The sequence below is a fragment of the Ruminococcus sp. RTP21358st1_G6_RTP21358_211008 genome, assembly GCF_040908885.1.
GTDB classification, from domain to species: Bacteria; Bacillota; Clostridia; order Lachnospirales; family Lachnospiraceae; genus Blautia_A; species Blautia_A faecis.
The window spans coordinates 37421-63287 of record NZ_JBDGDM010000026.1; the positions used below are offsets into that span (position 1 = coordinate 37421).

Genomic DNA, 25867 nt, shown 5'->3' on the forward strand with positions numbered 1-25867 from the left:
GATGAAGTACAGAACTGTAGAAGAACTGAGCAGTTATGATGCGGATAGAAAAGAAAGGAAACAACGTGGAAAGTAAAAACGCCATTGAAATAAGAAATTTGTCCAAGATGTATAAGCTCTATAACAGACCACTGGATCGCCTGAAGGATTCTCTGGGGCTTAGTCGTAAGAAGCTGTATAAAGAGCATTATGCACTTAAGGATGTTAGTTTTGATATTGGAGAAGGAGAATGCGTTGGTATTATTGGAACAAACGGCTCCGGAAAATCCACTATTCTGAAAATTATTACCGGTGTACTGGCTCCTACAACCGGAACCGTAACCGTAAATGGAAGAATTTCGGCTCTTCTGGAACTGGGAGCCGGATTTAATCCGGAATATTCTGGTATGGAAAATATTTTCCTGAATGGTACCATGTTAGGCTTTTCCGAAGAAGAAATCAACGCAAGGCTGGATGAAATCCTCAGTTTTGCAGATATTGGTGACTTTATCCATCAGCCGGTAAAGACCTACTCCAGTGGTATGTTTGTACGCCTGGCCTTTGCTGTGGCTATCAACATAGATCCGGAGATCCTGGTAGTGGATGAAGCACTTTCTGTAGGTGATGTATTTTTTCAGGCGAAATGCTATCATAAGTTTGAGGAATTTAAGAAACAGGGCAAAACTATTTTGTTTGTAAGTCACGACCTGGGAAGCATTTCCAAATACTGCGATCGTGTTATTCTTTTGAATCAGGGTGTCATGCTGGACGAGGGTACGCCTAAAGCTATGGTAGACATGTATAAGCAGCTTTTGGTACATCAGGATCCGGTGAAACAGGCAGAAGGCTCAGAGACAAAGAAAGAAGACTGGAAACAGGGATTCCTTGTGAACCCGAACACATTGGAGTATGGGGAAAAACAGGCTGAGATCACAGACTTCGTTGTAATGGATTCCAAGAGCCTTCAGACCAACACGATCGAGAAGGGGTCTAAATTTCAGATTAAAATGCGCATTCATTTTCATGAAAGCATTCAGCAGCCTATTATGGCTTTCACATTCAAGAATATTCAGGGAACTGAGATCACAGGAACCAACACTATGTATGAAGGTGTGAATGTGGAACACACAGACGCAGGGGATGAGTGTGTAGTGGTTTTTGAGCAGAAAATGGATATGCAGGGTGGGGAATATCTTCTCTCCTTTGGCTGTACCGGCTATCGGAATGGAGATTTTACCGTATTCCATCGTTTATATGATGCATGCAACATAACTGTGGTTTCTTCCAAAAATACAGTTGGATTCTACGATATGAATTCCAAAGTGTGGATAGAGGAATAATAAAATATGCAGGAAAAAATCGGAAACGTAACATTAGATTATGAGTATTACCCAGGCGAGGATCTGTACAGCGATGGTCCTGTGGAAGAAGAGCTTCTTGAAATTGCGAAAAATTATCAGGAGAAGGAACTAAACCAGTTGATCTATGAGCGAAACAGCTGGCCGGTTCTTTATCATTTTTCACATATTCGCCAGAACATTCTGGAGTGGCTCCCTATCACAAAAGAACAGAAGGTTCTGGAAATCGGATCCGGATGTGGACCGATCACAGGAGTTCTCGCGCGAAAAGCCAAAAGTGTCACCTGTATCGATCTGTCAAAAATGCGCAGCACCATCAATGCATATCGAAATCGCGAATGTGATAATGTGAAAATTATGGTAGGAAATTTTCAGGATGTGGAGAGTAGCCTTACTGAGAAATATGATTACATTACCCTGATCGGTGTGTTTGAATATTCCCAGGGCTATATCGGGACAGCACAGCCTTATGTGGAAATGCTCAGACGCATTGCCCGCCATCTGGCACTGGGAGGCAGAATCGTGATCGCGATTGAGAACCGACTTGGCCTGAAATATTGGGCCGGCTGCACCGAAGATCATGTGGGAAAATATTTTGAAGGACTGGAGAACTATCCGGATACCAGAAGTGTGCGGACTTTTTCCAGAAAGGAACTGTCTGATATTATTGACCAGGCTGGTGAATTTAAGACCACTTTCTATTATCCATATCCGGATTATAAATTCCCGATGACTATTTATTCAGACAAGCGTCTGCCGAAGAAAGGCGAGCTTCGGGATAATTTCTGTAATTTTGACCGTAACAGAATACAATTGTTCAATGAGGGGAAAGTATACGATTCCCTCACTGATGCAGGACTTTTTCAGGAATTTTCCAATTCATTCCTGGTGATTGTGGAAAGGAAGGAAAACAAATGAAAGAGATTATTTTCAGTAAATATTCCAATGAAAGAAGCCGTTCCTTCGCAATTCGCACTGACATTGTGGAAGAAGATGGGAAAAGATGGCTGGAGAAAAAATGGCTGTATCCGGAAGGAAAAGAACATGTTCTTCGCATGAAAAAATGGAATCAGAAGCTTGATCAGATGTATGGGGAAGTTCCGTTTCTGAGCAACAAGTGCGAGATAGGCGAAGACTGTGCTTATTTTGAGTATCTGGAACAGGAGAATCTTGCAGAATATCTGGATGATCTGCTGGGAAAGGGAGAAAAGGAAAAAGCTGAGAAAATTTTTACGGAATATCTGGAAAACGTACAGAAGCTTCACAGCAAAAAGCCGTTCACAATAACTGAGGAATTCAAAAATGTTTTCGGTGATGTGCCTATGCCTGGCGGACTGACATGTACAGATGTTACGAATATTGATATGATCTGTGACAATGTTGTAATGACCCGTCCATATACACTTCTGGACTATGAATGGACATTTGAGTTTCCTGTTCCCTGTGAATTTGTACTGTATCGGATCATCCATTACTATATACAGACGCATAAAGTGCGTGAAGTGCTGAATGCAGCCGGATTTTATGAGAAATTTGGTATTTCAGAAGTGATGAGAACCAGTTTTTCCAGAATGGAAAGCGGTTTTCAGGTATATATTACAGGCATGCATGTTCCTATGAGGGAGATGTATGCCACAATGACTCCAGGGGTGGAATATTTGTCCCTGAGTAATCTGGGACCGCTGCAGGTATATTTCGCAGAACAAAGAGGTATGTATTCCGAAGCAAGTTCTGTAAAAAGACCTATTATGGCCGGAAAGGTAAAATGCACCTTGAATCTGCCGAAAAGCTGCAGGTTTATTAGAATTGATCCAGGTGATCATCCGTGTACGGTACATCTTGCAGCAATCCGTTTTGACAGGATGCCAGCTTCCCTGGACGGGGTTCTGACACCCGAAGGAACAATCTGCGGCAGCTGGGCTTTCCTTTCGCGGTTTGATCCCTGTATTGTAGATATAGAGGTTCCGGAAGGTGCTAAGAATCTTACACTGAATCTGGAGATTGATGAGGCAAAGGAAGATATGCTGAATGAGATCTGTTCCCTTGAGGTGAGAAGCCACAGTCTTAAAGGAGTGCTTGGAGAGCGGGCGAGAGAAGCAGTGGGCCGTTTGAAAAATGGTTGGGAATCTTCTGCAAAGAAAGGAAAGTAGAATGAATCAAAAGGTAATGCTGGTTGAAAAAGAACGGTTTCTTTTGAATGATAATTACAAATATATGATCATAGGAAGGGTTTCAAAGGAAGCAGATATAGAGTGTTATCTGGATGGTATCCGCCTTCCTTCTGAGGCAAACCTGATTACTGTGATGACCGGATTTATGAGGGCTGTGGAGACGAAAAATCCAGGAGGCAAATGGGTGGAGGTATTAGTTACCCTGCCTGAAAATCTGCAGAATTACAAAAAACTTGAGGTGTACGCTGTTAACGGAAAGGAGCGTTTCCTCTGGTATAAGATGAAAACCTCGGATCTTATGAGAAAACAGGGAAAACCTCAGCTTTTTGTTGATGGGGAATCTATAGTCAGAGAGCAGAAGAAGGTTATCCTTGCCGGCTGGGCGGTAGGAACTACACCGGTTTCCCTGCAGGTATATGATGAAAATAAAAAGCCTGTGAAAATAACCCTGAAGCGGAATACCCGAATGGACGTGGCAGAAATGTTTCGGGAATGCGAAGTGAATAAGGATTGCGGATTCCATATCCAGGCAGAAAATGTATCTGGAAAGAAGGCTTATCTTGTTGCAAAGGATGAGAACGGAAAAAAGGCAGTCTACCAGATTGGTATTTCAAAGGGCGAACGCTTTAAGGCAAAAGCCAGCCTTTATTCGAAAAAGGCAATGGAGAATTATCGTTCCAATGGCATTCATACTGTGATCCGGAAGTCGCTGATCAAGCTGGAAGCATTGAGCAAGGGAGACGGTCTTTACCAGACCTGGCTGAAGGAGAACAGGGTTACTAAGAAAGAACTGAATCAGCAGAGAAAGACTGTTTTTCGGGAGAACATTAAGTTTAGCCTTGTGGTTCCTCTCTATAAGACGGATAAGTATCTTTTGAAGGCTCTTGTGGATTCTGTGCTGGCGCAGACATACAGCAACTGGGAACTTTGCCTTTCAGATGGAAGTGGAGCAGATTCTCCGATCCGCAGTATTCTGGAAGAGTATCAGAAAAAGGATCCAAGGATCAAAGTTGTTTTCAATGAGAAACAGCTGCAGATTTCAGACAATACAAATGCTGCTATTGGAATTGCCACTGGAAATTATATTGCATTTGCAGATCATGATGATACCCTGGCAGAGGAAGCTTTTTATCAGATGGCAAAGGAAATCTCACAGCATCCGGAGGCGGATCTTATTTATTCTGATGAGGATATTATTGATATAAGAGGAAATCGGCTTTTCCCTCATTTTAAGCCGGATTTTAACCCTGATTATCTGTGCTGCGTAAATTATATCTGCCATCTGGTGGTTGTAAAGAGAACGCTTCTTGACCGAACAGGGCTTCTGCGGCCAGAATATGACGGTTCTCAGGACTTTGATTTTCTGCTTCGCTGCACGGAGCATACAGACAGTGAGAAGATCCGCCATATTCCCAAAATTCTGTATCACTGGAGAAGCCATGAGGGTTCCACAGCGGGAAATCCGGATGACAAGCCATATGCAGTGATCGCAGGAGAAAAGGCACTTGCAGGGCATTATGAGCGCATGGGAATTAAGGCAGAGGTGGAATACACTGGATGCCCGGTTGTTTTCAGAACCCGTTTTGTTATAGAGGGTGACCCGAAGGTATCCATTCTGATTCCGAATAAGGATCATACAGAGGATCTGAATAAATGTGTGACTTCCATTCTGGAGAAGAGCACCTGGAAAAATATCCAGATTATCGTAATTGAGAATAACAGTGAGAGGGAAGAGACCTTCCACTATTATGAGAAACTTGAGAAGCGGTATCCTCAGGTAAAAGTGGTTACATGGGATGGTCCCTTCAACTATTCAGCAATCAACAATTTTGGTGCAAAATATGCGGATGGAGATTATTTCCTTCTGCTCAATAATGATACAGAGGTTATTACTCCAGAGTGGTTGGAGAACATGATGGGCTATTGCCAGAGAAAGGATGTGGGCATTGTAGGTGCCAAGCTCCTTTACCCGGATAATACGGTTCAGCATGCTGGTGTCGTGGTAGGAATCGCAGGTTTTGCAGGACATATTCTTACCGGATATGACAGATATGCCACAGGATATTTGTGGAGACTGGCAACTACACAGGATGAGAGTGCAGTAACAGGCGCCTGTCTGATGGTGAAGCGAAGCGTTTTTGAGGAACTTCATGGGCTGGATGAAAGCTTTGCAGTGGGACTGAATGATATTGACTTCTGTCTTAGGGCAAGGGCACTTGGTAAATTGGTTGTATTTACTCCGGAGGCCTGCCTGTACCATTATGAATCTAAGTCACGCGGACTGGAGAATACGCCGGAGAAGAAGGCGCGTCTTCAGAAAGAGGTGGATCATTTCCGGGAACGTTACGGAGATTTTCTGAAAAAGGGTGATCCGTATTACAATCCGAATCTGAGTATTGTGAGAGGGGATTGTGCATTCAGGATGGCGTATGAGAAGAAGGATGAAATAGTTTGATGCAGAACTAATATAAAAACCCAGTCGGGAGAGGAAGATACCCTGTCCTGACTGGGCTTTTTATTAGGATTTTACAATTTTCACGATCCTCCAGATCAAAAGAATCAGAAGAAGTAAGAATACACCGGCAATTACAAAATACGGAATTTCAGTGTGATTATCGGAGTAGTCCTTGGCCGCCTGCATGTGCTGCTGACCTTCCTGGACGGAAGCAGTATCATCAGACTGAACAACTTCAAGGACTGCAGATCCCACAGAAGTGCCGTTAAAAAGGTAGGTGCGGTCAATCTGGTCGCCGTTCTGGGAATCTTCTGTGGTAAGGCTATCGGCACCGGTGCCGGCTGGAACTACTACGTCACCGCCGGAGATAATGCTGAAATCGCTGTCTCCAAGGGATAAAGTTACAAACTGATCGAATCCATAATTGAGAATAGAGGCTGCATCAGGAGCTGTCTGACCGGAAGCACCTTTCAGGACTACGCTGATCAGAGTCATGCCATTTCGTTGGGCTGCACATACCAGTGTACTTCCGGAGGCTTCCGTATAACCTTCCTTACCGCCGATACATCCTTCGTAAAATCCAGTGCTGCCAGTATCTGTCATGGTGAATTTGCTGGTCAGGTTACGGGCTGCCGCTTTATTGGTGGCAGGGATCGTGTAGCTGGTGGCTGCTGCGATGGTTCTGAAAGACTCATTCTGGATGGCGGCTTGCATGATCAGCGCCATGTCGTGGGCTGTAGTGTGCTGGTTGTCATCCGGAAGTCCGGTGGGATTCGTGAATACGGTATTGGTACATCCAAGCTCCTGTGCCCGGGTATTCATCTGCTGGACAAAGCCGTCTACAGAACCGCCTACATGCTCTGCAATCTGCAGTGCAATATCATTGGCAGAGGCAACCATAATGGCATACAGGCACTGCTCTACAGTGAAGACTTCGTCAACCTGTGAGGAAATACTGGCACCACCGTCTGTGACACCGGAAACTCCGGTGGCGGTCATGGTAACCTCATCTGTGAGCTGTGTATTTTCAAGAGCCAGAAGACAAGTCATGATCTTGACTGTACTTCCGGGGAAAAGTACTTCGTCTGCATTCTTGGAATAGAGAATGGTATTGGTGGTATTCTCCATGACTACAGCCGCTTCAGAAGAAATATCGGAAGCCTGGGGCCATCCGGAAATGGAATTGGTAGATATGGTACTTGATGCTTCAACTGCTGCACTCTGGTCTGCCTCTTCTGCAGATATGGGAACCTGGAAAAGAAGAGATGCGAAAAGACCAAGAGCCAGAAAAACTGAGGTTATCTTTCGCTTTTTCATAGTATAATGAACTCCTGTATTAAAATAATGGTATCTGCAGTGATGTCTGTGAACAGCATCGTAACACTCTTTCTGACAGTGCAGATACAATTCTGCTGCAAGTATAACATATAGTATATTTTTCCTGTAAAATAAAAAAATATAATACAAATATAATCATATCCTAAAATGTGGTTCAATTCAACCTTTCTTTTACAGCTTCCTTGCAAAATTGTTTCTTCAATGTTAAAATAGGGTCATTATAAAAGCAAAGGATTTTAATATGAGCGATAAAAACGGATCAGAGGGACGGATCCAGTGGTCTCGTTTCTTCAAAAAATTATCTCCTTACATGATCCAGAAGGGACTTTTGTATCTGAAGCATTATGGTCCCAGGGAGTTCTGGATACGGCTGCACGAGCGCTTTGAGCCGGAGGAGATCCCTTATGGTCCCTGGTACGCGGCATATGTGCCGGACCAGACGGTCCTTGACAAACAAAGAAAGAAAAAATTTGCTTACGCACCTCTTATCAGCGTGGTAGTTCCGGCTTATCGTACTCCGGAATTATTCTTGCGGCAGATGATTGATTCATTGGAAGCACAGACCTATGAGAGCTGGGAGCTTTGCATTGCCAATGGAAGTCCGGAAGATCAGTCTATGAGAAAAGTGCTGGAAGAATACAGCAGCAGGGACAGGAGAGTACGCTGGCAGGAGCTCACTGAGAATAAAGGGATTGCAGAGAACACCAATGCTGCATTTGCCATGGCAAAGGGAGAATTTGTAGGGCTTCTGGATCATGATGATCTTCTTGCGCCAAATGCTCTTTACGAGGTTGTGAATGCACTGAACCAGCATGAGCACGGGGATGCAGTATACACAGATGAGGATAAAGTGACTGCTGAACTGGACGAGCATTTTCAGCCGCATCTGAAGCCGGATTTTAATATTGATCTGCTTCGTTCCAATAACTATATTTGTCACTTTTTTGTTGTGCGGCGGCAGCTGGTAGAAGAAGTGGGCGGATTCCGCAGGGAATTTGACGGTGCACAGGACTATGATTTTATTTTCCGTTGTGTGGAAAAAGCCAGGGAAGTGGTGCATGTACCGGAGATTTTGTACCATTGGCGTACCCACAAGGCATCTACTGCTGATAATCCTGCAAGTAAGATGTACGCTTTTGAAGCAGGCAAACGTGCTATCGAGGCGCATCTTGAGAGGACTGGAGTAAAAGGCACTGTAAGCCATACTCCGGATCTTGGATTTTACAGAGTGAAATACCCGGTACAGGGACATCCGCTTGTTTCCATTATCATTCCCAATAAAGACGAGAAGGAAACTCTGGAGAAATGCCTGGAATCTATTAAGAAGAACACACTCTACGACAATTATGAGATCATTATCGTGGAGAATAACAGCACTACAGATGAGATTTTTGATTATTACAGGAAGATTTCAGAGGATCCCAGGATCCATCTGATCTGCTGGAAAAAGGAATTCAACTATTCCGCGATCAACAACTTTGGGGTTAAAAATGCCAGAGGTGAATATCTCCTTTTTCTGAATAATGATGTAACGGTCATTACAGAGGACTGGATGGGAGAAATGCTGGGGGTGTGTCAGCGAAGAGAAGTGGGAGCAGTAGGTGTGAAACTGATCTATCCGGACAATACCATCCAGCACGCAGGCTGTGTGATCGGAATTGGTGGAATTGCAGGTCATATGTTTGTGGATATGCCTGCGGATCGTACCGGATATCTCCACAAGGCGTCTATTTTACAGGATATGAGCGCTGTAACTGCAGCCTGTATGATGATGAAGCGCAGTGCTTTTGACAAAGTGGGCGGCTTCACAGAAGAACTTGCAGTCGCCTTTAACGATGTGGATCTGTGCCTGAAGACTACGAAAGCAGGTTATCTGGTGGTTTATGATCCTTATGCAAGGCTTTACCATATGGAATCCAAGACCCGCGGAGCAGAGAACAATGAGGTGAAAGTCAGACGTTTCCAGCGGGAAATCGAATATATGAGATGTAACTGGATCGATATTCTGAAGAACGGTGATCCCAATTATAATAAGAATCTTTCCCTGACCAAGTGGAATTATTCTTTAAGACCACTTCCGGGCATGACCGGCAAAAAGGAGGAAGACTAAGAAGACATTATGCAGGAAGTATCAGTCATTATTCCCAATTATAATGGGATGGCATATCTGGAGGGTGTGCTTTCAAGCCTGGAGCAGCAGGCGTTTCAGAATTTTGAGACCATTCTGGTGGACAATGGATCCTCAGATGGAAGCGTTGCCTTTGTAATGGGGAACTTTCCCTGGGTACACATTGTGGAGCTGCCAGATAATTTCGGCTTTTCAAGAGCTGTAAATGAGGGGATTTATGCATCACGGACACCTTATGTGCTCCTTTTGAATAACGATACAGAAGTAGATAAGAATTTTGTGGGGGAAATGCTGGCAGCTATAAAGCGTCATAAGAAGGCCTTCTCCTGCAGTGCAAGGATGATCTGTTATCATGACCGGAATAAACTGGATGATGCAGGAAATTATTATTCTGCTCTTGGCTGGGCATATGCCCGGGGCAAAGGAAAGGATATTCATTCCTTTGAGAAGGAAGGGCGGATATTTGCTTCATGCGCTGGCGCAGCTATTTACCGTAAGAAGGTTTTTGAGAAAATCGGATATTTTGATGAAGAGCATTTTGCATATCTGGAAGATATTGATGTGGGCTATCGTGCCAGGATCTTTGGATATGAGAACTGGTATGTGCCAGCTGCACTGGTCTATCATGTAGGCAGCGGAACAAGCGGATCCAGATACAATCAGTTTAAGACCAGATATTCTTCAAGAAATAATATTTATCTGATCTACAAAAATATGCCGGTTCTTCAGATTATTTTGAATCTTCCTTTTCTGGTGCCGGGCTTTGGCATGAAGATCCTGTTTTTTTCCCAGAAGGGAATGGGCAGGGAGTATGTGGCAGGAATCAAAAATGGGTTCCAGATCAGTCATAGAAATAAAAAAGTGAAGTTCCACATGAGAAATCTTGGAAGATACGCCAGAATCCAGCTGGAACTGTGGTGGAATATAATTTACAGATTTATGGTATAAAAAGTTTGTGCAGAAGTGATTCGTTAGTATTTCGTAACTATTTTTCACATTAATGTATGAAGAATTTATTGCAATTCTGTTTTATCTATTATAAGATAGAGAAAGTCACAGACCAGATAGTGCTTAAAGCGTGAGATGTGGATGAAACGCGCAGCAGGAACAGGTTTGTGAAGGTTGCTGTGAGTGACAGAACCAGCAACATGCGAAGAAGGGCAGAGGTGGCAGAGATTGATTAAAGATAATCAGAAGAACTTCAGTCGGCTCCATGTCGTTATAGATGCCTGTGTAATTACGTTATCTTATATGTTTGCCTGGGCGCTGAGATTTATCGGACCTTTTGCAGCAAATGCAGTCCGGGCCAGAAGCTTCCAGCAGTATATGTCTGCACTGGTATTTATTCTGCCGGCATATATTCTGCTGTATCATGCGTTTTCGCTGTATGAACCAATGCGTATGCAGGGAAGACGTCTTGTGCTGTCTAATATTGTGAAAGCCAATTCTCTTGGTATTCTGATCACTACATTTATTTTGTATACCATTGAAGAAGGCGATATTTCCCGTTCCGTACTGTATATGTTTTACGGAATCTGCATTGTGGCAAGCTGGGGAGCAAGAATGTTCATTTTCTACAGCCTGCGCAAAATGCGAAAGAAAGGACTGAACCAGAAACAGGTAGTACTGGTTGGGTACAGCCGGGCAGCAGAAGAGTATATTGACCGCATTCAGCAGAACCCTCAGTGGGGATATGTGGTAAGAGGCATTCTGGATGACAATATTACTGCAGGTACCATGTATAAAGGCGTCAAGGTGATCGGAAGAATTGCCAATCTAAACGTGATCCTGCCGGAGAACAGGCTTGACGAGATTGCGATTACACTGGGATTAAGTGAATATTACCGACTGGAGGAGATTGTAGCGCTTTGTGAGAAATCAGGAGTGCATACAAAATTTATTCCGGATTATAATAAGATTATTCCTACGAAACCATATACAGAGGATATTCTGGGACTTCCGGTGATCAATATCCGGTATGTTCCTCTTAGTAATACTTTTAATGCCATGATAAAAAGAATAATGGATATCTGTGGCTCCATTATTGGAATCATTGTGGCGTCGCCGATCATGCTGGTACTATGTGCGCTGATAAAGCTCACTTCTCCTGGACCGCTGATCTACCGTCAGGAACGTGTGGGTCTCCATAATCAGACTTTCTGGATGTATAAATTCCGTTCTATGGAGATTCAGCCGGAGGCAGAGGAGAAGAAAGCCTGGACAGTAAAAAATGATCCCAGGGTTACAGCAATCGGCAGATTTATGCGAAGAACCAGCCTTGATGAACTTCCCCAGCTTTTTAATATTTTAAAGGGAGATATGAGTCTGGTAGGGCCAAGACCTGAGAGACCATTTTTTGTGGAAAAGTTCCGTGAAGAGATTCCGAGATATATGGTGAAGCACCAGGTAAGACCCGGGCTGACCGGATGGGCACAGGTAAACGGATACAGAGGTGACACTTCCATCCGCAAGAGGATTGAGTGTGATCTTTACTATATCGAGAACTGGACTGTAGGGCTTGATATCAAGATAATGTTTATGACGATCTTTAAAGGATTCATTAATAAGAATGCGTATTGAGAAAGGAAAGAAAAATGGCAAGACCTGGTAGAAAAAAGAGGACTGCTTTGTTTATTGTGGAAATTATCTGTCTTTTGCTGTTTATTGGCGGATTGTATGTATATGGACAGATTGATTCCAGATTGAACAAGATTGAGACACCTCAGCTGGATGAGAGCAAGATTGTTACGAATGTGACAGCACCACAGATGTCTGGCTATACAACTTATGCACTTTTCGGAATCGACCAGCGTTCCAAGAATGCTGCGCTTGATGCACAGAACAGTGATACCATTATCATTGCAAGTATCAATAATGATACCAAAGAGGTGAAGCTTGCTTCCGTATATCGTGATACTCTTCTGGATATTGGAAATGATACTTATACCAAGGCAAATGCAGCTTACGCATATGGCGGTCCGGAACAGGCCATTTCCATGCTGAATACCATGCTTGACTTGAAAATTACGGATTACGTAACTGTTAATTTTAATGCAATGGTAGCTGCAATAGATGCACTTGGCGGTCTTGATATTCCTCTTTCTTATGCGGAAATGGTGTTTATGAATGACTATTGTGTAGAAACTTCCCAGGAGACCGGCAAAAGCTACACACCAGTAGAACTGCCAGATCCCAAGCCGGAGAATGAGGAAGAAATCCTTGGAACATACCATCTGAATGGTGTGCAGTCAGTTTCTTACTGCCGTATCCGTTACACTGCAAGCATGGATATGGGACGTACTGAGCGTCAGCGCCGTGTGATCGGAATGATGGTTGACAAAGCAAAGTCAGCAGGAATTACCACTATTTTCAATATTATGGACGAGGTATTTCCTATGATTTCCACATCCATCACGAAAACTGAGATTCTGAATCTGATTCCGACTCTGATGGGATATAACATTGCAGATACTACCGGCTTCCCAGCCAAGTACAAATTTGCGGATGTGAAGAAGGCCAGCATGGTTGTTGCAGACACGCTGGAGGATAATGTAAAGGAACTTCATAAGTTTCTGTATGGTGCTGATGAGAATTACCAGCCGTCACAGAACATTGTGGAGGCGAATGCCCGGATCATTGAGCTTGTAGGCGGTGCAGATACCTTGGTTGACCAGTCTCCGATTGCAAGTAATGAAGCTGGAAATTCTTCTGATATTGTATGGCAAGGTGACGGAAGCGGAAACTATGATTACAACGATTATGGTGGAAGCGATTACGACAATAGCTATGATAACAGCTACGACAATAGTTATGACAGCGGAAACGACTATAGTGGAGACTATAGCGGCGATTATAGTGATGGCAGTTATGACAGTGGAAGTGATTCTGGCAGCAGTTACGATAATGGAGGAGACTACAGCGGCGGAGATTATAGTGGAGACAGCTCCGGCGATGGAGGCTTCGAAGATGGAAGCGGATATTGATCAGTAGATAAATATTCCTTGATTGAAAATTTAAAGGGACCATCCGAAAGGAAGTGGTCCCTTTTTCGCGAAAAAGACGTGCGCTCTGCCAGCATTGTTACTATATTACGAAAGTATATTTATTCGTGCTGAGCCTGAAAGAGGAGAGATACTATGGAAACAGTTGACATAATTATTCCCGCATACCGTCCGGGAAATGAATTTGAGAAGTTGTTGGATTCTCTTTCCACACAGAATTATCCAGTGGAAAAAATTCTTGTTATGAATACAGAAGAAAAATTCTGGAACACGGCCTGGGAGAAAAAATTTCCAAAAGTGAACGTGGTACATTTGAAAAAGGCAGATTTTGACCACGGTGGAACCAGATGCCAGGGAGCAAGACTGTCTGATTCAGATATTATGGTATTTATGACCCAGGATGCAGTTCCGGCAGACAGAAATCTGATTGGAAATCTGATTCGTCCACTGCAGGAAAATTCTAAAGTTGGAGCTTCCTACGCAAGACAGCTGGCCCGGGAGGACTGTGCTTATCTGGAAAAATACACCAGAAGATTTAATTATCCGGAAACTTCTTCTATAAAATGGGAAAAAGATACTGACACATATGGAATAAAAACTTATTTTTGCTCCAATGTGTGTGCAGCTTATAAGAAAAGTATTTATGAGGAAATTGGCGGATTTGTAAAAAAAGCTATCTTTAATGAAGATATGATCTATGCAGGAACTATGGCAAAGCGGGGATATGGAATTGCCTATGCTGCAGATGCCTGTGTGATTCATTCACACAATTATTCATGCAGACAGCAGTTTCACCGGAATTTTGATCTGGGTGTTTCCCAGGCAGATCATCCGGAGATTTTTGAGGGAGTACCATCAGAGGGAGAGGGACTTCGCCTTGTGAAAAAGAGCCTGGCTTATCTTATAAAAACAGGGCATATCTGGCTGGTTCCCAAGCTGGCAGGGCAAAGTGGCTTCAAATATATGGGATATTTTCTTGGAAAAAGATATAAAATGCTGCCGAAAAAGGTGATCCTGTTTTGTACTATGAACCGTGAATATTGGAAAAATGAGTAATTGTTCAGTGTCTTCACAGTTATGCACTTCGTGAACAGGGACTGTGGCTATGAAAGGTGACACTTTTTTTCGTGTCACCTTTTCTTAATGAATCTATCACATTTTCAACACAATTGCTTGCTAAACTTGTACCATAAATAAAAGAAAATGTTACAGAATGCTGCAGATTCCAACGTGAACAGCAGCACTGTTTATGAACATAGAAGGGAGCAGAATATGAGTGATGAATGGAATTGGGGACAGGAGCCAGAGAAAACGGATGGCAGCTCCCAACAGCCAGAGAATACAGGTGAATCCGGATCGGCTGCATCGGATCAGACAGCGGCCCCCGAAGATGAACTGAATGAAAATGTAACTTATCATTACAAATATACCAGCAGCAGAAATTCAGATGGTGCAGGAAACACAGACAATGGAAATTATTACGCTTCCAGCAATAATTCAGATACTTCCGGAAATTCATCCAAAGACAGCAATTTTCAGTCTCAATCTTCGGAGCCCAGATATGCGCATTATCAGGTTGATGAACAGGAGAAGAAGCCAGAAGAAAAGAAAAAAGAAAAACATCACAGACTTCATAAGGATAAGGCAGCATCTTCAGGTTTTGGAAGGAAAGCAGGAAATACCATTACGCTGGCAGTGATTTTTGGTCTGGTGGCAGGTCTGGTATTTCAGGCAGTGAATATGGTGTCAGATAAATATTTTAAGAAAGAAACTCAGACTGCAGTAGGAACTGCAGAGACACTTACTTCTTCAGCATCTGCCAGTACCACGGCAGAAGAAAACACAGATGCAGGCGAAGGCATCAATGCAGAAATTGTAGCAAATGAAAAAGGTCCCGTTGCAGGGGTTGCTCAGGCTGCAATGCCCTCAGTCGTGGCAATCACTTCAGTAAGCATGCAGGAAATTCGCAGCTTTTTCGGCTACGGAATGGAATATCCCAGCACAGGAAGCGGTTCTGGTATTATTGTCGGAGAGAATGATGACGAACTTCTCATTGCTACCAACAATCATGTAGTGGAGGGCGCCACTACACTGAGTGTCTGCTTTATCGGAAGTGATGTGGTAAGTGCAGAACAGGAAACTGAGAATTATATAAATGGAAATGGAGACTTGAATATTGATGGTGCAGTTTCCGCAAAGATAAAAGGAACTGACGAGGATACAGACCTTGCGGTGATCGCAGTTGAAAAAAGTGACATTCCGGAAGAAACCATGAGCCAGATTAAAATTGCCCAGCTTGGCAATTCGGATGATCTTGCTGTTGGCGAGCAGGTGGTTGCCATTGGTAATGCACTTGGTTATGGTCAGACTGTAACATCTGGCTGGATAAGTGCCCTGGACCGCACTGTTCAGTCCGATTCTAATACTTATGAGGAGCTGATCCAGACAGATGCAGCAATCAATCCTGGCAACAGTGGTGGTGCCCTTTTAAATATGCAGGGAGAATTGATTGGAATTAACTGTGCCAAAATTGCATCAAGCAGTATAGAGGGAACCGGATATGCCATTCCGATTTCCAAGGCACAGCCCATTCTGGAAGAACTTATGAATCGTAAGACAAGGGATAAAGTTTCAGATGAGTCACAGATTGGCTATCTGGGAGTTAAATTCGCCGATCTTTCCAGAGAAGCAATCCAGATGTATAATATGCCATCTGGTGCATTTGTTATGGATGTGTATCCGGGAGAGGCAGCAGATAATGCCGGAATCCAGAAAAGCGATATTATTACCAAGCTGGATGGCCAGAAGGTTTCAAGTAAGGCTGATATCAACGATAAGCTTCAGTATTATTCAGCTGGTGAAGAAATCGAAATTGAGGTGGCACGGTTAAATAACGGAGAGTATGAGGAATCGACAGTAACTGTTACATTGAGTGCAAGACCGGATGGTAATCAGTAATATGCAAGGGGAGCAGATAAGGTTACTGTTCACTGGTAACATTCCGCGAGGTGTTTTTTGTGAACAAAGTTCACAGAAAACCCGAGAGTTGCGGCGCGAAATCATGCAAAGCATGATTTCTGTGCATCGCGAAGCGTGTTACTATGAACGGAGTGAACAGTAACCAGATAAGGCTTCCCTTTTCACATTTTATAAAAAGTTAATTTCTAAATCAGAGAAAAGTATGGTACAATAAGAAAACAAAAATGATTTTTACATAAGATAGGAAAGACTGCTGGTCAGCCTGATAACAGCAGCAGGAAAGGAAATAATTATATGACTGAACATTTTGACGATGAAAAAGACGAAATCATCGATGGCGATATAACAGAGAAGAACGATGATCACGAAGATGACAGCGATTATGAGAAATTCTGTTTTCTCTGTCATCGTCCGGAGAGCCAGGCAGGCAAAATGATCGAGCTTCCTAACAATATACATATCTGTAATGATTGTATGCAGAAAAGCTTTGACACCATGACCCAGCAGATGAATAACGGACTGAATCTGAACGATCTTCTTAATATGCCTAATGTGAGTATGATCAATCTGGGCAGTATTCAGGATGCAATTCCCCGTCCGAAGAAAGTAAAGAAGAAAAAAGAAGATGCCAGGCCAGAGATTGATCTTAAGAAGATCCCGGCACCACATAAGATCAAGGCAAGTCTTGACGAATACGTAATTGGTCAGGAGAGAGCCAAGAAAGTAATGTCTGTTGCTGTCTATAATCATTATAAGCGTGTGGCTACAGACACTATGGATGAGATTGAGATAGAGAAGTCCAATATGCTGATGATCGGACCTACCGGATGCGGAAAGACCTACCTGGTAAAAACTCTTGCCAGACTTCTGGATGTGCCGCTGGCTATTGCAGATGCTACTTCTCTTACAGAGGCAGGCTATATTGGTGACGATATTGAGAGTGTGATCTCCAAGCTTCTTGCTGCAGCAGATAATGATGTGGAGAAAGCAGAGCATGGGATTGTCTTTATTGATGAGATTGACAAGCTGGCCAAGAAAAAGAACACCAATCAGCGTGATGTAAGCGGTGAAGCGGTTCAGCAGGGACTTTTGAAGCTTCTGGAGGGAAGTGAGGTAGAGGTGCCGGTCGGAGCCAACAGCAAAAATGCCATGGTTCCTATGGTAACGGTAAATACCAGAAATATTCTGTTTATCTGTGGAGGAGCATTCCCGGATCTGGAGAATATTATCAAGGAGAGACTGAATAAGCAGGCATCTATCGGCTTTTACGCAGACCTGAAGGACAAATATGACAATGATCCACATATTCTGGAAAAAGTGACAGTAGATGATATCCGTGCATTTGGCATGATTCCGGAATTTATCGGACGTCTGCCGATTATATATACACTGGACGGACTGAATGAGGATATGTTGGTGCAGATCCTGAAGGAACCGAAGAATGCAATTCTGAAACAGTATCAGAAGCTCCTTGCCCTGGATGAGGTGAAGCTGGATTATGAGGAAGATGCGCTTCACGCAATTGCGGCCAAGGCACTGGAGAAGCACACTGGAGCCAGAGGCCTTCGCGCCATTCTGGAGGAATATATGCTGGATATCATGTATGAGATTCCGAAAGATGACAGTATTGGACAGGTGATCATTACCAGAGAATATATTGAAGGTACAGGCGGTCCGAGAATCCTTCTTCGCGGACAGGAAATTCCCCTGATCGGGATGGCTCAGTAGACAGGGAAACAGGTGTTTCATCACTTTGCAGCTGTTCAGGAGACAGCTTTTAGCCGTAAAAGTACTGAATAGTTACAACACTTTTTATATGTAAAGGAGACAGTATTATGGCACGCGATTTTTTTGACGAGTTAAGTGACACAATTACAAGGACAACCAAAGATCTTGGAAAAAAAGCTGGTCAGCTTTATGAGGCACAGAAGATCAGAAGCAAGATTTCCAGTGAAGAGCAGATGGTACAGAAACTGAAAGCAGATATTGGAAATGTGATCTTTGAGAAGTACAAAGAAGGTGCAGAGGTAGAAGAAGCTCTTAAGGGGTTCTGCGAAGAGATTGAGCAGCATCTGGATATTATTGACGGATATAAGGATGCAGCAGCGGAGATGAAGGGACGGAAAATCTGTCCGGCATGTGGAAAATCTGTAGACAGAAGTGTCTCCTTTTGTCCATACTGTGGCTCTGTATGCCCGACTCCGGAACCAGAGAAAGCTGAGGGCGATGTGGTGGACACTGAGACTGCAGAACCTGTAGAAGAGACGGAAGAGAAGCTGGCAGAGAATGAGGCAGGTGCAGAGGCAGAAAAGGTTTCAACAGAAACTGAGGAAAGTGACCAGGATTTACCTAGTAAATAAGGAGGCAGCATCTATGCTTTCGCTAACAATTGCCGGTGGAATCTTTCTGCTGGATTATAAGATAAAAGAACATATTGACAGTACCCGCCTTCAGGGAAGCAAAGAAGAAGTGCTGGGAGGCAGACTGCTCCTTCGGAATTGTCACAATAAAGATAAGATTCTTGGTAAGGTAAAAATCGGCAGGGAGAATTGTCAGGAGCTTGCAGCAGCTGGTATGGGCTGTGTGGCAGGGGAATACTGGCACCAGCTTCTCCACGGCGGAAATAAGCTTAGCAGAGCTGGTCTTGCCATGATCCTGGGTGGTGGAATGTCCAACTACACAGACCGTCGAAATAAAGGATATGTTACAGATTATGTGAGCCTGAATGTGAAGAACAAAGAACTTCGTAAGATCGTATTTAATCTGTCTGACGTATGTATTGCTGCAGGTACCATTCTGTGGGCAGCAGGAAATTTATTTTCAGACAGGAAAAAATAATCTGAGACAGAAAACAAAAGACACCTGGCACAGTGCACTAGGTGTCTTTTGTTTTTCGGGAGAGCAGTGAGGGAGGATAAGGCTGCTTTGTATCTGTGCGTTCCAGCAGATAATCTACACTTACATTATAGAAGTCTGCAATTTTGCATAAGACATCAGGAGGGATGATCCTTTCCCCTCGTTCATAACGTGAGTAGGTACGCTGGATCACATTGAGATAGTGAGCCATGTATTTCTGTGTCAGATCATGATCTTCCCGCAGCTCTCTGATTCTTTTGTACGTCATATTTCATTTCTCTGGTGTAAAAGTATAAATAGTATCAGCCGTCAGCCACAGGTGGATAACGGTTGATTTCATTATAAATTGCGGTTCCCCTGGAATAGGTAAAAAGACCAAAATGGACTAAGAACAAATCTCTGTCGGAATCCTAAAGGATACAAAAATATATTTTTTAAATTTTTCAAATTTTTTTGAAAATTAGTGTTGACATTTGACTGAATGTGTTGTATTATAATCAAGCAGTCGCGAGAGAGCGATTGAAACATAAGAAATGCAGGAGTGGCGGAATTGGCAGACGCGCAGGCTTCAGGTGCCTGTGGTCGCAAGATCGTGTGGGTTCAAGTCCCATCTCCTGCATTATTTTTTTTCTTTTGTTACGAATGCCAGAGTTGCGTATAAGGTTGGCTGTGAGGCACAGGATGTCTCTTTTATTCAGACTCGGATCCAGTAGCTTTTTTCTGTTGTGCAATTTTTTTCAGCACAACAGAATTTTTTTTTGCTCATATTTTGTTGAAAAAAGCATTTTGCTATGATACAATCTTGAAGATTTAGGATAAAATAAGAAAGAAAATGACATAAGAAAGGGAGATTGTATGAAAGCATTTCTGATATTAGAAGATGGCCATGTATTTACAGGAACCAGCATTGGTTCTGCAAGGGAAGTCATCAGCGAGATTGTTTTTAATACTTCCATGACCGGTTATCTGGAAGTAATGACAGACCCGTCTTACGCAGGACAGGCGGTATGCATGACCTATCCATTAATAGGAAATTACGGAATCTGTTATGATGACCAGGAATCCACCAGACCGTGGATCGACGCATTTATCGTACGTGAATTATCCCGTGTTCCAAGCAATTTCAGAAGCGTTGACACCATTCAGCATTTCTTGACCAAGCATGATATTCCTGGAATCGCAGGAATCGACACCAGAGCTCTTACCAAGATCCTCCGTGAGAAAGGTACCATGAACGGTATGATCACAGTGGATGAAAATTATGACTTAAACGCAATTCTCCCCAAGTTAAAAGCATATACAACTGGTAAAGTAGTGGAAAAAGTAACCTGCCGTGAGAAAGAAATCCTTCCTGGAAATGGTCCGAAGGTAGCCCTCATGGATTTTGGTGCGAAACGTAATATTGCCCGTTCCCTGAATAAGCGCGGATGTCAGGTAACTATTTACCCGGCTCTTACACCGGCCGAGGAGATCCTTGGAGATCATCCGGACGGAATCATGCTCAGCAATGGCCCTGGAGACCCGAAAGAATGCACTTCTATTATTAAAGAAGTAAAGAAACTTTACGATTCCGATGTTCCGATTTTTGCAATCTGTCTTGGACATCAGCTGATGGCACTTGCAACAGGCGGAGATACCTATAAGATGAAATATGGTCACCGCGGTGGAAACCATCCGGTAAAAGACCTTACAACAGGCAGAGTTTACATCTCTTCCCAGAATCATGGCTACGTAGTAGATGCCAAGGACCTTGAGGAGAAAAACATTGCTCATCCCGCATTTGTGAATGTAAATGACGGAACAAACGAAGGAATGTCATACGTTGGAAAGAATATTTTCACTGTACAGTTCCATCCGGAGGCATGCCCGGGACCGCAGGATTCCAGTTACCTGTTTGACAGATTTATGGATATGATGGGAGGAAATAAATAATGCCAAGAAATAAAGACATTAAAAAAGTACTTGTTATTGGTTCAGGTCCGATCATCATCGGCCAGGCAGCAGAGTTTGACTATGCAGGAACACAGGCTTGCCGTTCCCTGAAGGAAGAAGGTCTGGAGGTTGTTCTTTTGAACTCCAATCCGGCTACAATCATGACAGATAAAGATATTGCAGACCGTGTTTACATTGAGCCTCTCACCGTAGAAGTGGTAGAGCAGCTGATCCTGAAAGAGAAGCCAGACAGCGTTCTTCCTACCCTGGGCGGTCAGGCAGGTCTGAACCTTGCCATGGAGCTGGATGAGAAAGGCTTCCTGAAAGAACATAATGTAAGACTGATCGGTACTACAGCCCAGACCATTAAGAAAGCTGAAGATCGTCAGGAATTTAAGGATACCATGGAGAAAATCGGCGAGCCGGTTGCAGCTTCCAAGGTTGTTACCACGGTGGAGGATGGTCTTGCATTTACCAATACCATTGGCTATCCGGTTGTTCTTCGTCCTGCTTACACCCTTGGCGGAAGCGGCGGCGGAATTGCCCACAATGAATACGAGCTTCGTGAGATCCTGGAGAATGGTCTTCGTCTTTCCCGTGTTGGAGAGGTTCTGGTAGAGCGCTGTATCGCAGGCTGGAAAGAAATCGAGTATGAGGTAATGCGTGACAGTACAGGAAACTGCATCACTGTCTGCAACATGGAGAACATTGACCCGGTTGGTGTCCACACAGGAGACTCCATCGTAGTTGCTCCGTCCCAGACTCTTGGAGACAAAGAGTACCAGATGCTTCGTACCTCTGCCCTGAACATTATCACAGAGCTTGGAATCACAGGCGGATGTAACGTTCAGTACGCACTGAAACCAGACAGCTTCGAATACTGTGTTATTGAGGTTAACCCTCGTGTAAGCCGTTCCTCTGCACTTGCAAGTAAGGCAACTGGTTACCCGATCGCGAAGGTTGCAGCGAAGATCGCACTTGGATATACACTGGATGAGATCCCGAATGCTATCACTGGAAAAACATACGCAAGTTTCGAGCCGATGCTTGACTACTGTGTCGTTAAGATCCCGAGACTTCCATTTGATAAATTTATCACAGCTAAGAGAACCCTTACCACTCAGATGAAAGCTACCGGTGAGGTTATGAGTATCTGCCATAACTTTGAAGGTGCTCTTATGAAGGCAATCCGCTCCCTGGAGCAGCATGTGGACAGCCTTATGTCCTATGATTTTACCCAGCTTACAGACGAGGAGCTGCTTGCTGAGCTGGCAATCGTAGATGACCGCAGAATCTGGAAGATCGCAGAGGCAATCCGCCGTGGTATGCCGCAGTCCATGCTTCATGACATCACTCAGATTGATATCTGGTTCATTGACAAGCTGGCAATCCTTGTTGGAATGGAAAATGCCCTGAAGACCAGAAAACTTACCAAAGAGCTTCTTTTGGAAGCAAAACGTATGGAGTTCCCGGACTACATCATTGCCCGTCTTACAGGCAAAACAGAAGAAGAGATCAAAGATCTTCGTGCAGATTACGGTATCAAGGCTGCTTATAAGATGGTAGATACCTGTGCAGCAGAGTTTGCAGCTGCAACTCCATATTACTATTCTGTATATGGTGATGAAGGCACTGAGAATGAGGCAATTGCCACACCGGATAAGAAAAAGATCCTGGTACTTGGCTCCGGCCCGATCCGTATTGGACAGGGTATTGAGTTTGACTTCTGCTCTGTACACTGTACTTGGGCTTTTGCAAAAGAAGGATATGAAACTATCATTATCAACAACAACCCAGAGACAGTTAGTACAGACTTTGATATTGCAGATAAACTGTATTTCGAGCCTCTTACACCGGAAGATGTTGAGAATATTGTAAATATTGAGAAACCGGACGGAGCTGTTGTACAGTTCGGTGGACAGACCGCCATCAAGCTGACAGAAGCCCTTACCAAGATGGGCGTAAAGATCCTTGGAACATCTGCTGAGAATGTAGACGCTGCTGAGGACCGTGAGCTGTTCGATGAAATCCTGGAGAAATGTCAGATTCCGAGACCGAAGGGACACACTGTATTTACCGCAGAAGAAGCGAAGAAAGCAGCAAATGAGCTGGGCTATCCGGTTCTGGTTCGTCCTTCCTACGTACTTGGCGGACAGGGCATGAGAATTGCTGTAAGCGATGAGGATGTGGAAGAGTACATTGGTGTGATCAACCAGATTGCACAGGAGCATCCGATTCTTGTTGACAAGTACCTGATGGGAAAAGAAATCGAGGTTGATGCCGTTTGCGATGGCGAGGACATCCTGATTCCTGGTATTATGGAGCATATTGAGCGTGCCGGAATCCACTCTGGTGACAGTATTTCCGTATATCCGGCAAGAACCATCAGCGAGAAAGCCAAAGAGACTATTGCAGAGTACACCAGACGTCTTGCAAGAGCACTTCATGTAGTGGGTATGATCAATATCCAGTTCATCGTTCTTGGGGATGATGTATATGTAATCGAGGTTAATCCACGTTCCAGCCGTACCGTACCTTACATCAGCAAAGTTACCGGAATCCCGATTGTACCGCTGGCAACCAAGGTAATCCTTGGATACAAACTGAAAGATATGGGCTATGAGCCTGGTCTTCAGCCAGAGGCAAAACACATTGCCATCAAGATGCCGGTATTCTCCTTCGAGAAGATCCGCGGCGCTGATATCAGCCTTGGACCGGAGATGAAATCTACCGGTGAGTGCCTTGGTATTGCAGAGACCTTCAATGAGGCTCTTTACAAAGCATTCCTTGGAGCTGGAATTCGTCTGCCGAAGTATAAGAACATGATCATGACTGTAAGACCGGAAGAGCAGGAGGACGCTGTACCGATCGCTAAGAGATTTGAGGCACTTGGATACCGCATCTATGCCACAAGAGGAACTGCCAATACTCTGAAAGAGCATGGTGTTAAGGTGATCCGTACCAACAAGCTGGAGCAGCCGGCACCGAACCTTATGGACTTGATCCTTGGTCATAAGATTGATGTGGTTATTGATATCCCATCCCAGGGTGTTGAGCATCAGAAGGATGGTTTCGTGATCAGACGTAATGCTATTGAGACAGGTGTAAATGTTCTTACCAGCCTTGATACTGCAGAGGCTCTGGTAACAAGTCTGGAAAACACAGATGCTAACAAGCTGAGCCTGATTGATATTGCGACTATTGCAAGAAGGTAATAAACACGCTCTAAGACATTAAACAAAGGTTACTGTTCACTCCGTTCACAGTAACGCGCTTCGCGATGCACAGAAATCATGCATTCGCATGATTTCGCGCCGCAATTCTCGGGTTTTCTGTGAACTTTGTTCACAAAAAACGCCTCGCGGAACGTTACCAGTGAACAGTAACAAACAAAGGCTAAATTTTGCGAAAAATGCAAAATACAAGTTTACGAAAGCAAAGTTGTGTAATATACTAAAGAGGACGGAGAAGTTCAGGTCTCCGTCCTCATTTTGTTGAAGTTAGAAAGGGGTAGAAATGGATATTATCGAACTTTTAAAGGTAATTTTCCTGGGTATTGTTGAGGGAATTACTGAGTGGCTCCCTATCAGCAGCACCGGGCATATGATCCTGGTTGATGAATTTATTCATCTGAATGTTTCACAGGATTTTATGGACGTATTTCTGGTTGTGATCCAGCTTGGAGCCATCCTTGCAGTTGTTGTTTTGTATTGGAATAAGCTGTGGCCTTTTTACATAAAGAAGCTTCCAAGAAGAACCCAGATGGCTATTGCGAAGAAGCCCAAATGGGCACAGGTGATCCTGAATTTTGTGGAGCGCTTCTGCGATAAAGAGAAATGGGTGCTGTGGTTTAAGATTGTGGTAGCATGTCTGCCGACCATTGTGATCGCACTTCCGTTTGATGATTTCATTGAAGAACATTTTAATAACTATGTGGTTGTTGCCATTGCACTGATCGTCTACGGTGTTCTGTTTATTATTGTGGAAAACTATAATAAAAGCAGAGAGCCGCAGTGCACAAGTCTGGAAGATTTATCTTTCAAGACGGCGTTTCTCATCGGCTGTTTTCAGGTGCTTTCCGTTATTCCTGGTACATCCAGATCTGGTTCTACCATCATTGGAGGAATCCTGGTTGGTACTTCCCGTACCGTTGCAGCTGAGTTCACCTTTTTCCTTGGAATCCCGGTTATGTTCGGAGCCAGCCTTCTGAAGATTGTGAAATTCGGTTTTGGATTTACCGGTACAGAGGTGCTGATCCTGGTGATCGGTATGGTGGTAGCGTTTGTAGTTTCCATCCTGGCAATCAAGTTCCTGATGGGCTATATCAAGAAACATGATTTCAAGGCATTTGGATGGTACAGAATCGTACTTGGTGCGCTGGTTTTGGTTTACTTTATTGGTAAGACTTTACTGGCATAAATTATATATAAGAAATTTCGGCGCCAGCCTGCAAGGGAAAATTTGCAGGTTGGCGTTTTTGCTATTTAATGTGTTGGTCATTATCCCGGACGCGATTTCACAATGTATATTCACCGCCGCGCGTCGCAACGTTCCGGCAAGCTAATGACTAACTGCGACTAAGACGCTCAGGAAAGCCTTCGCGCCTAAGTCTCCGTAAGTCATGGATCTCGCCTCCACTAAAACCGCTCCTAAAATGCGCGGCTTGCGAA

18 protein-coding genes and 1 tRNA gene are annotated in these 25867 nt (G+C 43.8%); 17 read left to right on the forward strand and 2 right to left on the reverse strand.

Annotation, left to right across the window (positions count from 1 at the left end):
- The first annotated feature begins 65 nt into the window (after positions 1–65).
- Genes AB5Z12_RS11700 through AB5Z12_RS11715 form a run of 4 tightly spaced genes read left to right on the forward strand, consistent with a single transcriptional unit; the run spans position 66 to position 5963 of the window.
- Positions 66–1319 carry an ABC transporter ATP-binding protein gene (locus tag AB5Z12_RS11700; RefSeq protein ID WP_347708380.1) on the forward strand — a complete coding sequence of 418 codons (1254 nt, stop codon included), beginning with the start codon at positions 66–68 and terminating at the stop codon, positions 1317–1319.
- 6 nt (positions 1320–1325) lie between these two features.
- The gene (locus tag AB5Z12_RS11705; RefSeq protein ID WP_148461728.1) at positions 1326–2255 is read left to right on the forward strand and encodes a class I SAM-dependent methyltransferase; all 930 of its coding nucleotides are present in this window, start codon (positions 1326–1328) and stop codon (positions 2253–2255) included.
- Positions 2252–3487, forward strand: coding sequence for a hypothetical protein (locus AB5Z12_RS11710; RefSeq protein ID WP_195477725.1), 1236 nt, complete (start codon positions 2252–2254; stop codon positions 3485–3487). Before AB5Z12_RS11705 ends, AB5Z12_RS11710 begins: the two co-directional genes overlap by 4 nt.
- A 1-nt stretch (position 3488) precedes the next feature.
- A complete protein-coding gene (locus AB5Z12_RS11715) occupies positions 3489–5963 on the forward strand; it encodes a glycosyltransferase (RefSeq protein ID WP_368356907.1) in 2475 nt (824 codons plus the stop codon).
- 63 nt (positions 5964–6026) lie between these two features.
- Here the strand turns inward: AB5Z12_RS11715 and AB5Z12_RS11720 are convergent, their stop codons facing one another.
- Positions 6027–7280, reverse strand: coding sequence for a D-alanyl-D-alanine carboxypeptidase family protein (locus tag AB5Z12_RS11720; RefSeq protein WP_148461726.1), 1254 nt, complete (start codon positions 7278–7280; stop codon positions 6027–6029).
- 262 nt (positions 7281–7542) lie between these two features.
- On the opposite strand from AB5Z12_RS11720, the gene AB5Z12_RS11725 reads away from it, so the two are divergent.
- From AB5Z12_RS11725 to AB5Z12_RS11765, 9 genes are all read left to right on the forward strand, one after another.
- Positions 7543–9411 (forward strand): glycosyltransferase, encoded by a 1869-nt coding sequence (locus AB5Z12_RS11725; protein WP_173734902.1) that lies wholly within the window; start codon positions 7543–7545, stop codon positions 9409–9411.
- A gap of 9 nt (positions 9412–9420) precedes the next feature.
- Positions 9421–10377, forward strand: coding sequence for a glycosyltransferase family 2 protein (locus tag AB5Z12_RS11730; RefSeq protein WP_148461724.1), 957 nt, complete (start codon positions 9421–9423; stop codon positions 10375–10377).
- 228 nt (positions 10378–10605) lie between these two features.
- Entirely contained in the window at positions 10606–12009 is a 1404-nt protein-coding gene (locus AB5Z12_RS11735) for an undecaprenyl-phosphate glucose phosphotransferase (RefSeq protein ID WP_173734901.1), read from the forward strand.
- A 14-nt stretch (positions 12010–12023) separates the two neighbouring features.
- The gene (locus AB5Z12_RS11740; RefSeq protein ID WP_173769625.1) at positions 12024–13412 is read left to right on the forward strand and encodes an LCP family protein; all 1389 of its coding nucleotides are present in this window, start codon (positions 12024–12026) and stop codon (positions 13410–13412) included.
- 153 nt (positions 13413–13565) lie between these two features.
- Positions 13566–14486 (forward strand): glycosyltransferase family 2 protein, encoded by a 921-nt coding sequence (locus AB5Z12_RS11745; RefSeq protein ID WP_173769626.1) that lies wholly within the window; start codon positions 13566–13568, stop codon positions 14484–14486.
- 216 nt (positions 14487–14702) lie between these two features.
- Positions 14703–16388, forward strand: coding sequence for a S1C family serine protease (locus tag AB5Z12_RS11750; protein ID WP_368356906.1), 1686 nt, complete (start codon positions 14703–14705; stop codon positions 16386–16388).
- Between the two features lie 315 nt (positions 16389–16703).
- Complete coding sequence (gene clpX / locus AB5Z12_RS11755; RefSeq protein ID WP_118579648.1) at positions 16704–18137, forward strand: ATP-dependent Clp protease ATP-binding subunit ClpX; 1434 nt, start codon at positions 16704–16706, stop codon at positions 18135–18137.
- Positions 18138–18244: 107 nt separating this feature from the next.
- Positions 18245–18769, forward strand: a complete 525-nt coding sequence (locus AB5Z12_RS11760) for a zinc ribbon domain-containing protein (RefSeq protein WP_368356905.1) — start codon at positions 18245–18247, stop codon at positions 18767–18769.
- 13 nt (positions 18770–18782) lie between these two features.
- Positions 18783–19247, forward strand: a complete 465-nt coding sequence (locus AB5Z12_RS11765; protein WP_173719290.1) for a signal peptidase II — start codon at positions 18783–18785, stop codon at positions 19245–19247.
- A 37-nt stretch (positions 19248–19284) separates the two neighbouring features.
- Here the strand turns inward: AB5Z12_RS11765 and AB5Z12_RS11770 are convergent, their stop codons facing one another.
- Positions 19285–19533 carry a helix-turn-helix domain-containing protein gene (locus AB5Z12_RS11770; protein ID WP_118579639.1) on the reverse strand — a complete coding sequence of 83 codons (249 nt, stop codon included), beginning with the start codon at positions 19531–19533 and terminating at the stop codon, positions 19285–19287.
- 267 nt (positions 19534–19800) lie between these two features.
- On the opposite strand from AB5Z12_RS11770, the gene AB5Z12_RS11775 reads away from it, so the two are divergent.
- The 4 genes from AB5Z12_RS11775 (at position 19801) to AB5Z12_RS11790 (ending at position 25616) form a co-directional block, all read left to right on the forward strand.
- Positions 19801–19884: transfer RNA gene (locus AB5Z12_RS11775), tRNA-Leu, on the forward strand.
- 236 nt (positions 19885–20120) lie between these two features.
- Positions 20121–21197: a carbamoyl phosphate synthase small subunit gene (locus AB5Z12_RS11780; protein ID WP_148461718.1), complete on the forward strand. Its 1077-nt coding sequence runs from the start codon at positions 20121–20123 to the stop codon at positions 21195–21197.
- Positions 21197–24412 (forward strand): carbamoyl-phosphate synthase large subunit, encoded by a 3216-nt coding sequence (gene carB / locus AB5Z12_RS11785; protein WP_368356904.1) that lies wholly within the window; start codon positions 21197–21199, stop codon positions 24410–24412. The genes AB5Z12_RS11780 and carB overlap by 1 nt, the downstream gene beginning before the upstream one ends.
- A 301-nt stretch (positions 24413–24713) precedes the next feature.
- Entirely contained in the window at positions 24714–25616 is a 903-nt protein-coding gene (locus AB5Z12_RS11790) for an undecaprenyl-diphosphate phosphatase (RefSeq protein ID WP_173719467.1), read from the forward strand.
- The last annotated feature ends 251 nt before the right edge of the window (positions 25617–25867 follow it).

What these genes read in the sequence shown, in the direction of transcription:
- AB5Z12_RS11705 (WP_148461728.1), top strand. Translation starts at nt 1,326, where the DNA reads ATGCAGGAAAAAATCGGAAACGTAACATTAGATTATGAGTATTACCCA.
- AB5Z12_RS11710 (WP_195477725.1), top strand. Translation starts at nt 2,252, where the DNA reads ATGAAAGAGATTATTTTCAGTAAATATTCCAATGAAAGAAGCCGTTCC.
- AB5Z12_RS11715 (WP_368356907.1), top strand. Translation starts at nt 3,489, where the DNA reads ATGAATCAAAAGGTAATGCTGGTTGAAAAAGAACGGTTTCTTTTGAAT.
- AB5Z12_RS11720 (WP_148461726.1), bottom strand. Translation starts at nt 7,280, where the DNA reads ATGAAAAAGCGAAAGATAACCTCAGTTTTTCTGGCTCTTGGTCTTTTC.
- AB5Z12_RS11725 (WP_173734902.1), top strand. Translation starts at nt 7,543, where the DNA reads ATGAGCGATAAAAACGGATCAGAGGGACGGATCCAGTGGTCTCGTTTC.
- AB5Z12_RS11730 (WP_148461724.1), top strand. Translation starts at nt 9,421, where the DNA reads ATGCAGGAAGTATCAGTCATTATTCCCAATTATAATGGGATGGCATAT.
- AB5Z12_RS11740 (WP_173769625.1), top strand. Translation starts at nt 12,024, where the DNA reads ATGGCAAGACCTGGTAGAAAAAAGAGGACTGCTTTGTTTATTGTGGAA.
- AB5Z12_RS11745 (WP_173769626.1), top strand. Translation starts at nt 13,566, where the DNA reads ATGGAAACAGTTGACATAATTATTCCCGCATACCGTCCGGGAAATGAA.
- AB5Z12_RS11750 (WP_368356906.1), top strand. Translation starts at nt 14,703, where the DNA reads ATGAGTGATGAATGGAATTGGGGACAGGAGCCAGAGAAAACGGATGGC.
- clpX (WP_118579648.1), top strand. Translation starts at nt 16,704, where the DNA reads ATGACTGAACATTTTGACGATGAAAAAGACGAAATCATCGATGGCGAT.
- AB5Z12_RS11760 (WP_368356905.1), top strand. Translation starts at nt 18,245, where the DNA reads ATGGCACGCGATTTTTTTGACGAGTTAAGTGACACAATTACAAGGACA.
- AB5Z12_RS11765 (WP_173719290.1), top strand. Translation starts at nt 18,783, where the DNA reads ATGCTTTCGCTAACAATTGCCGGTGGAATCTTTCTGCTGGATTATAAG.
- AB5Z12_RS11770 (WP_118579639.1), bottom strand. Translation starts at nt 19,533, where the DNA reads ATGACGTACAAAAGAATCAGAGAGCTGCGGGAAGATCATGATCTGACA.
- AB5Z12_RS11780 (WP_148461718.1), top strand. Translation starts at nt 20,121, where the DNA reads ATGAAAGCATTTCTGATATTAGAAGATGGCCATGTATTTACAGGAACC.
- carB (WP_368356904.1), top strand. Translation starts at nt 21,197, where the DNA reads ATGCCAAGAAATAAAGACATTAAAAAAGTACTTGTTATTGGTTCAGGT.
- AB5Z12_RS11790 (WP_173719467.1), top strand. Translation starts at nt 24,714, where the DNA reads ATGGATATTATCGAACTTTTAAAGGTAATTTTCCTGGGTATTGTTGAG.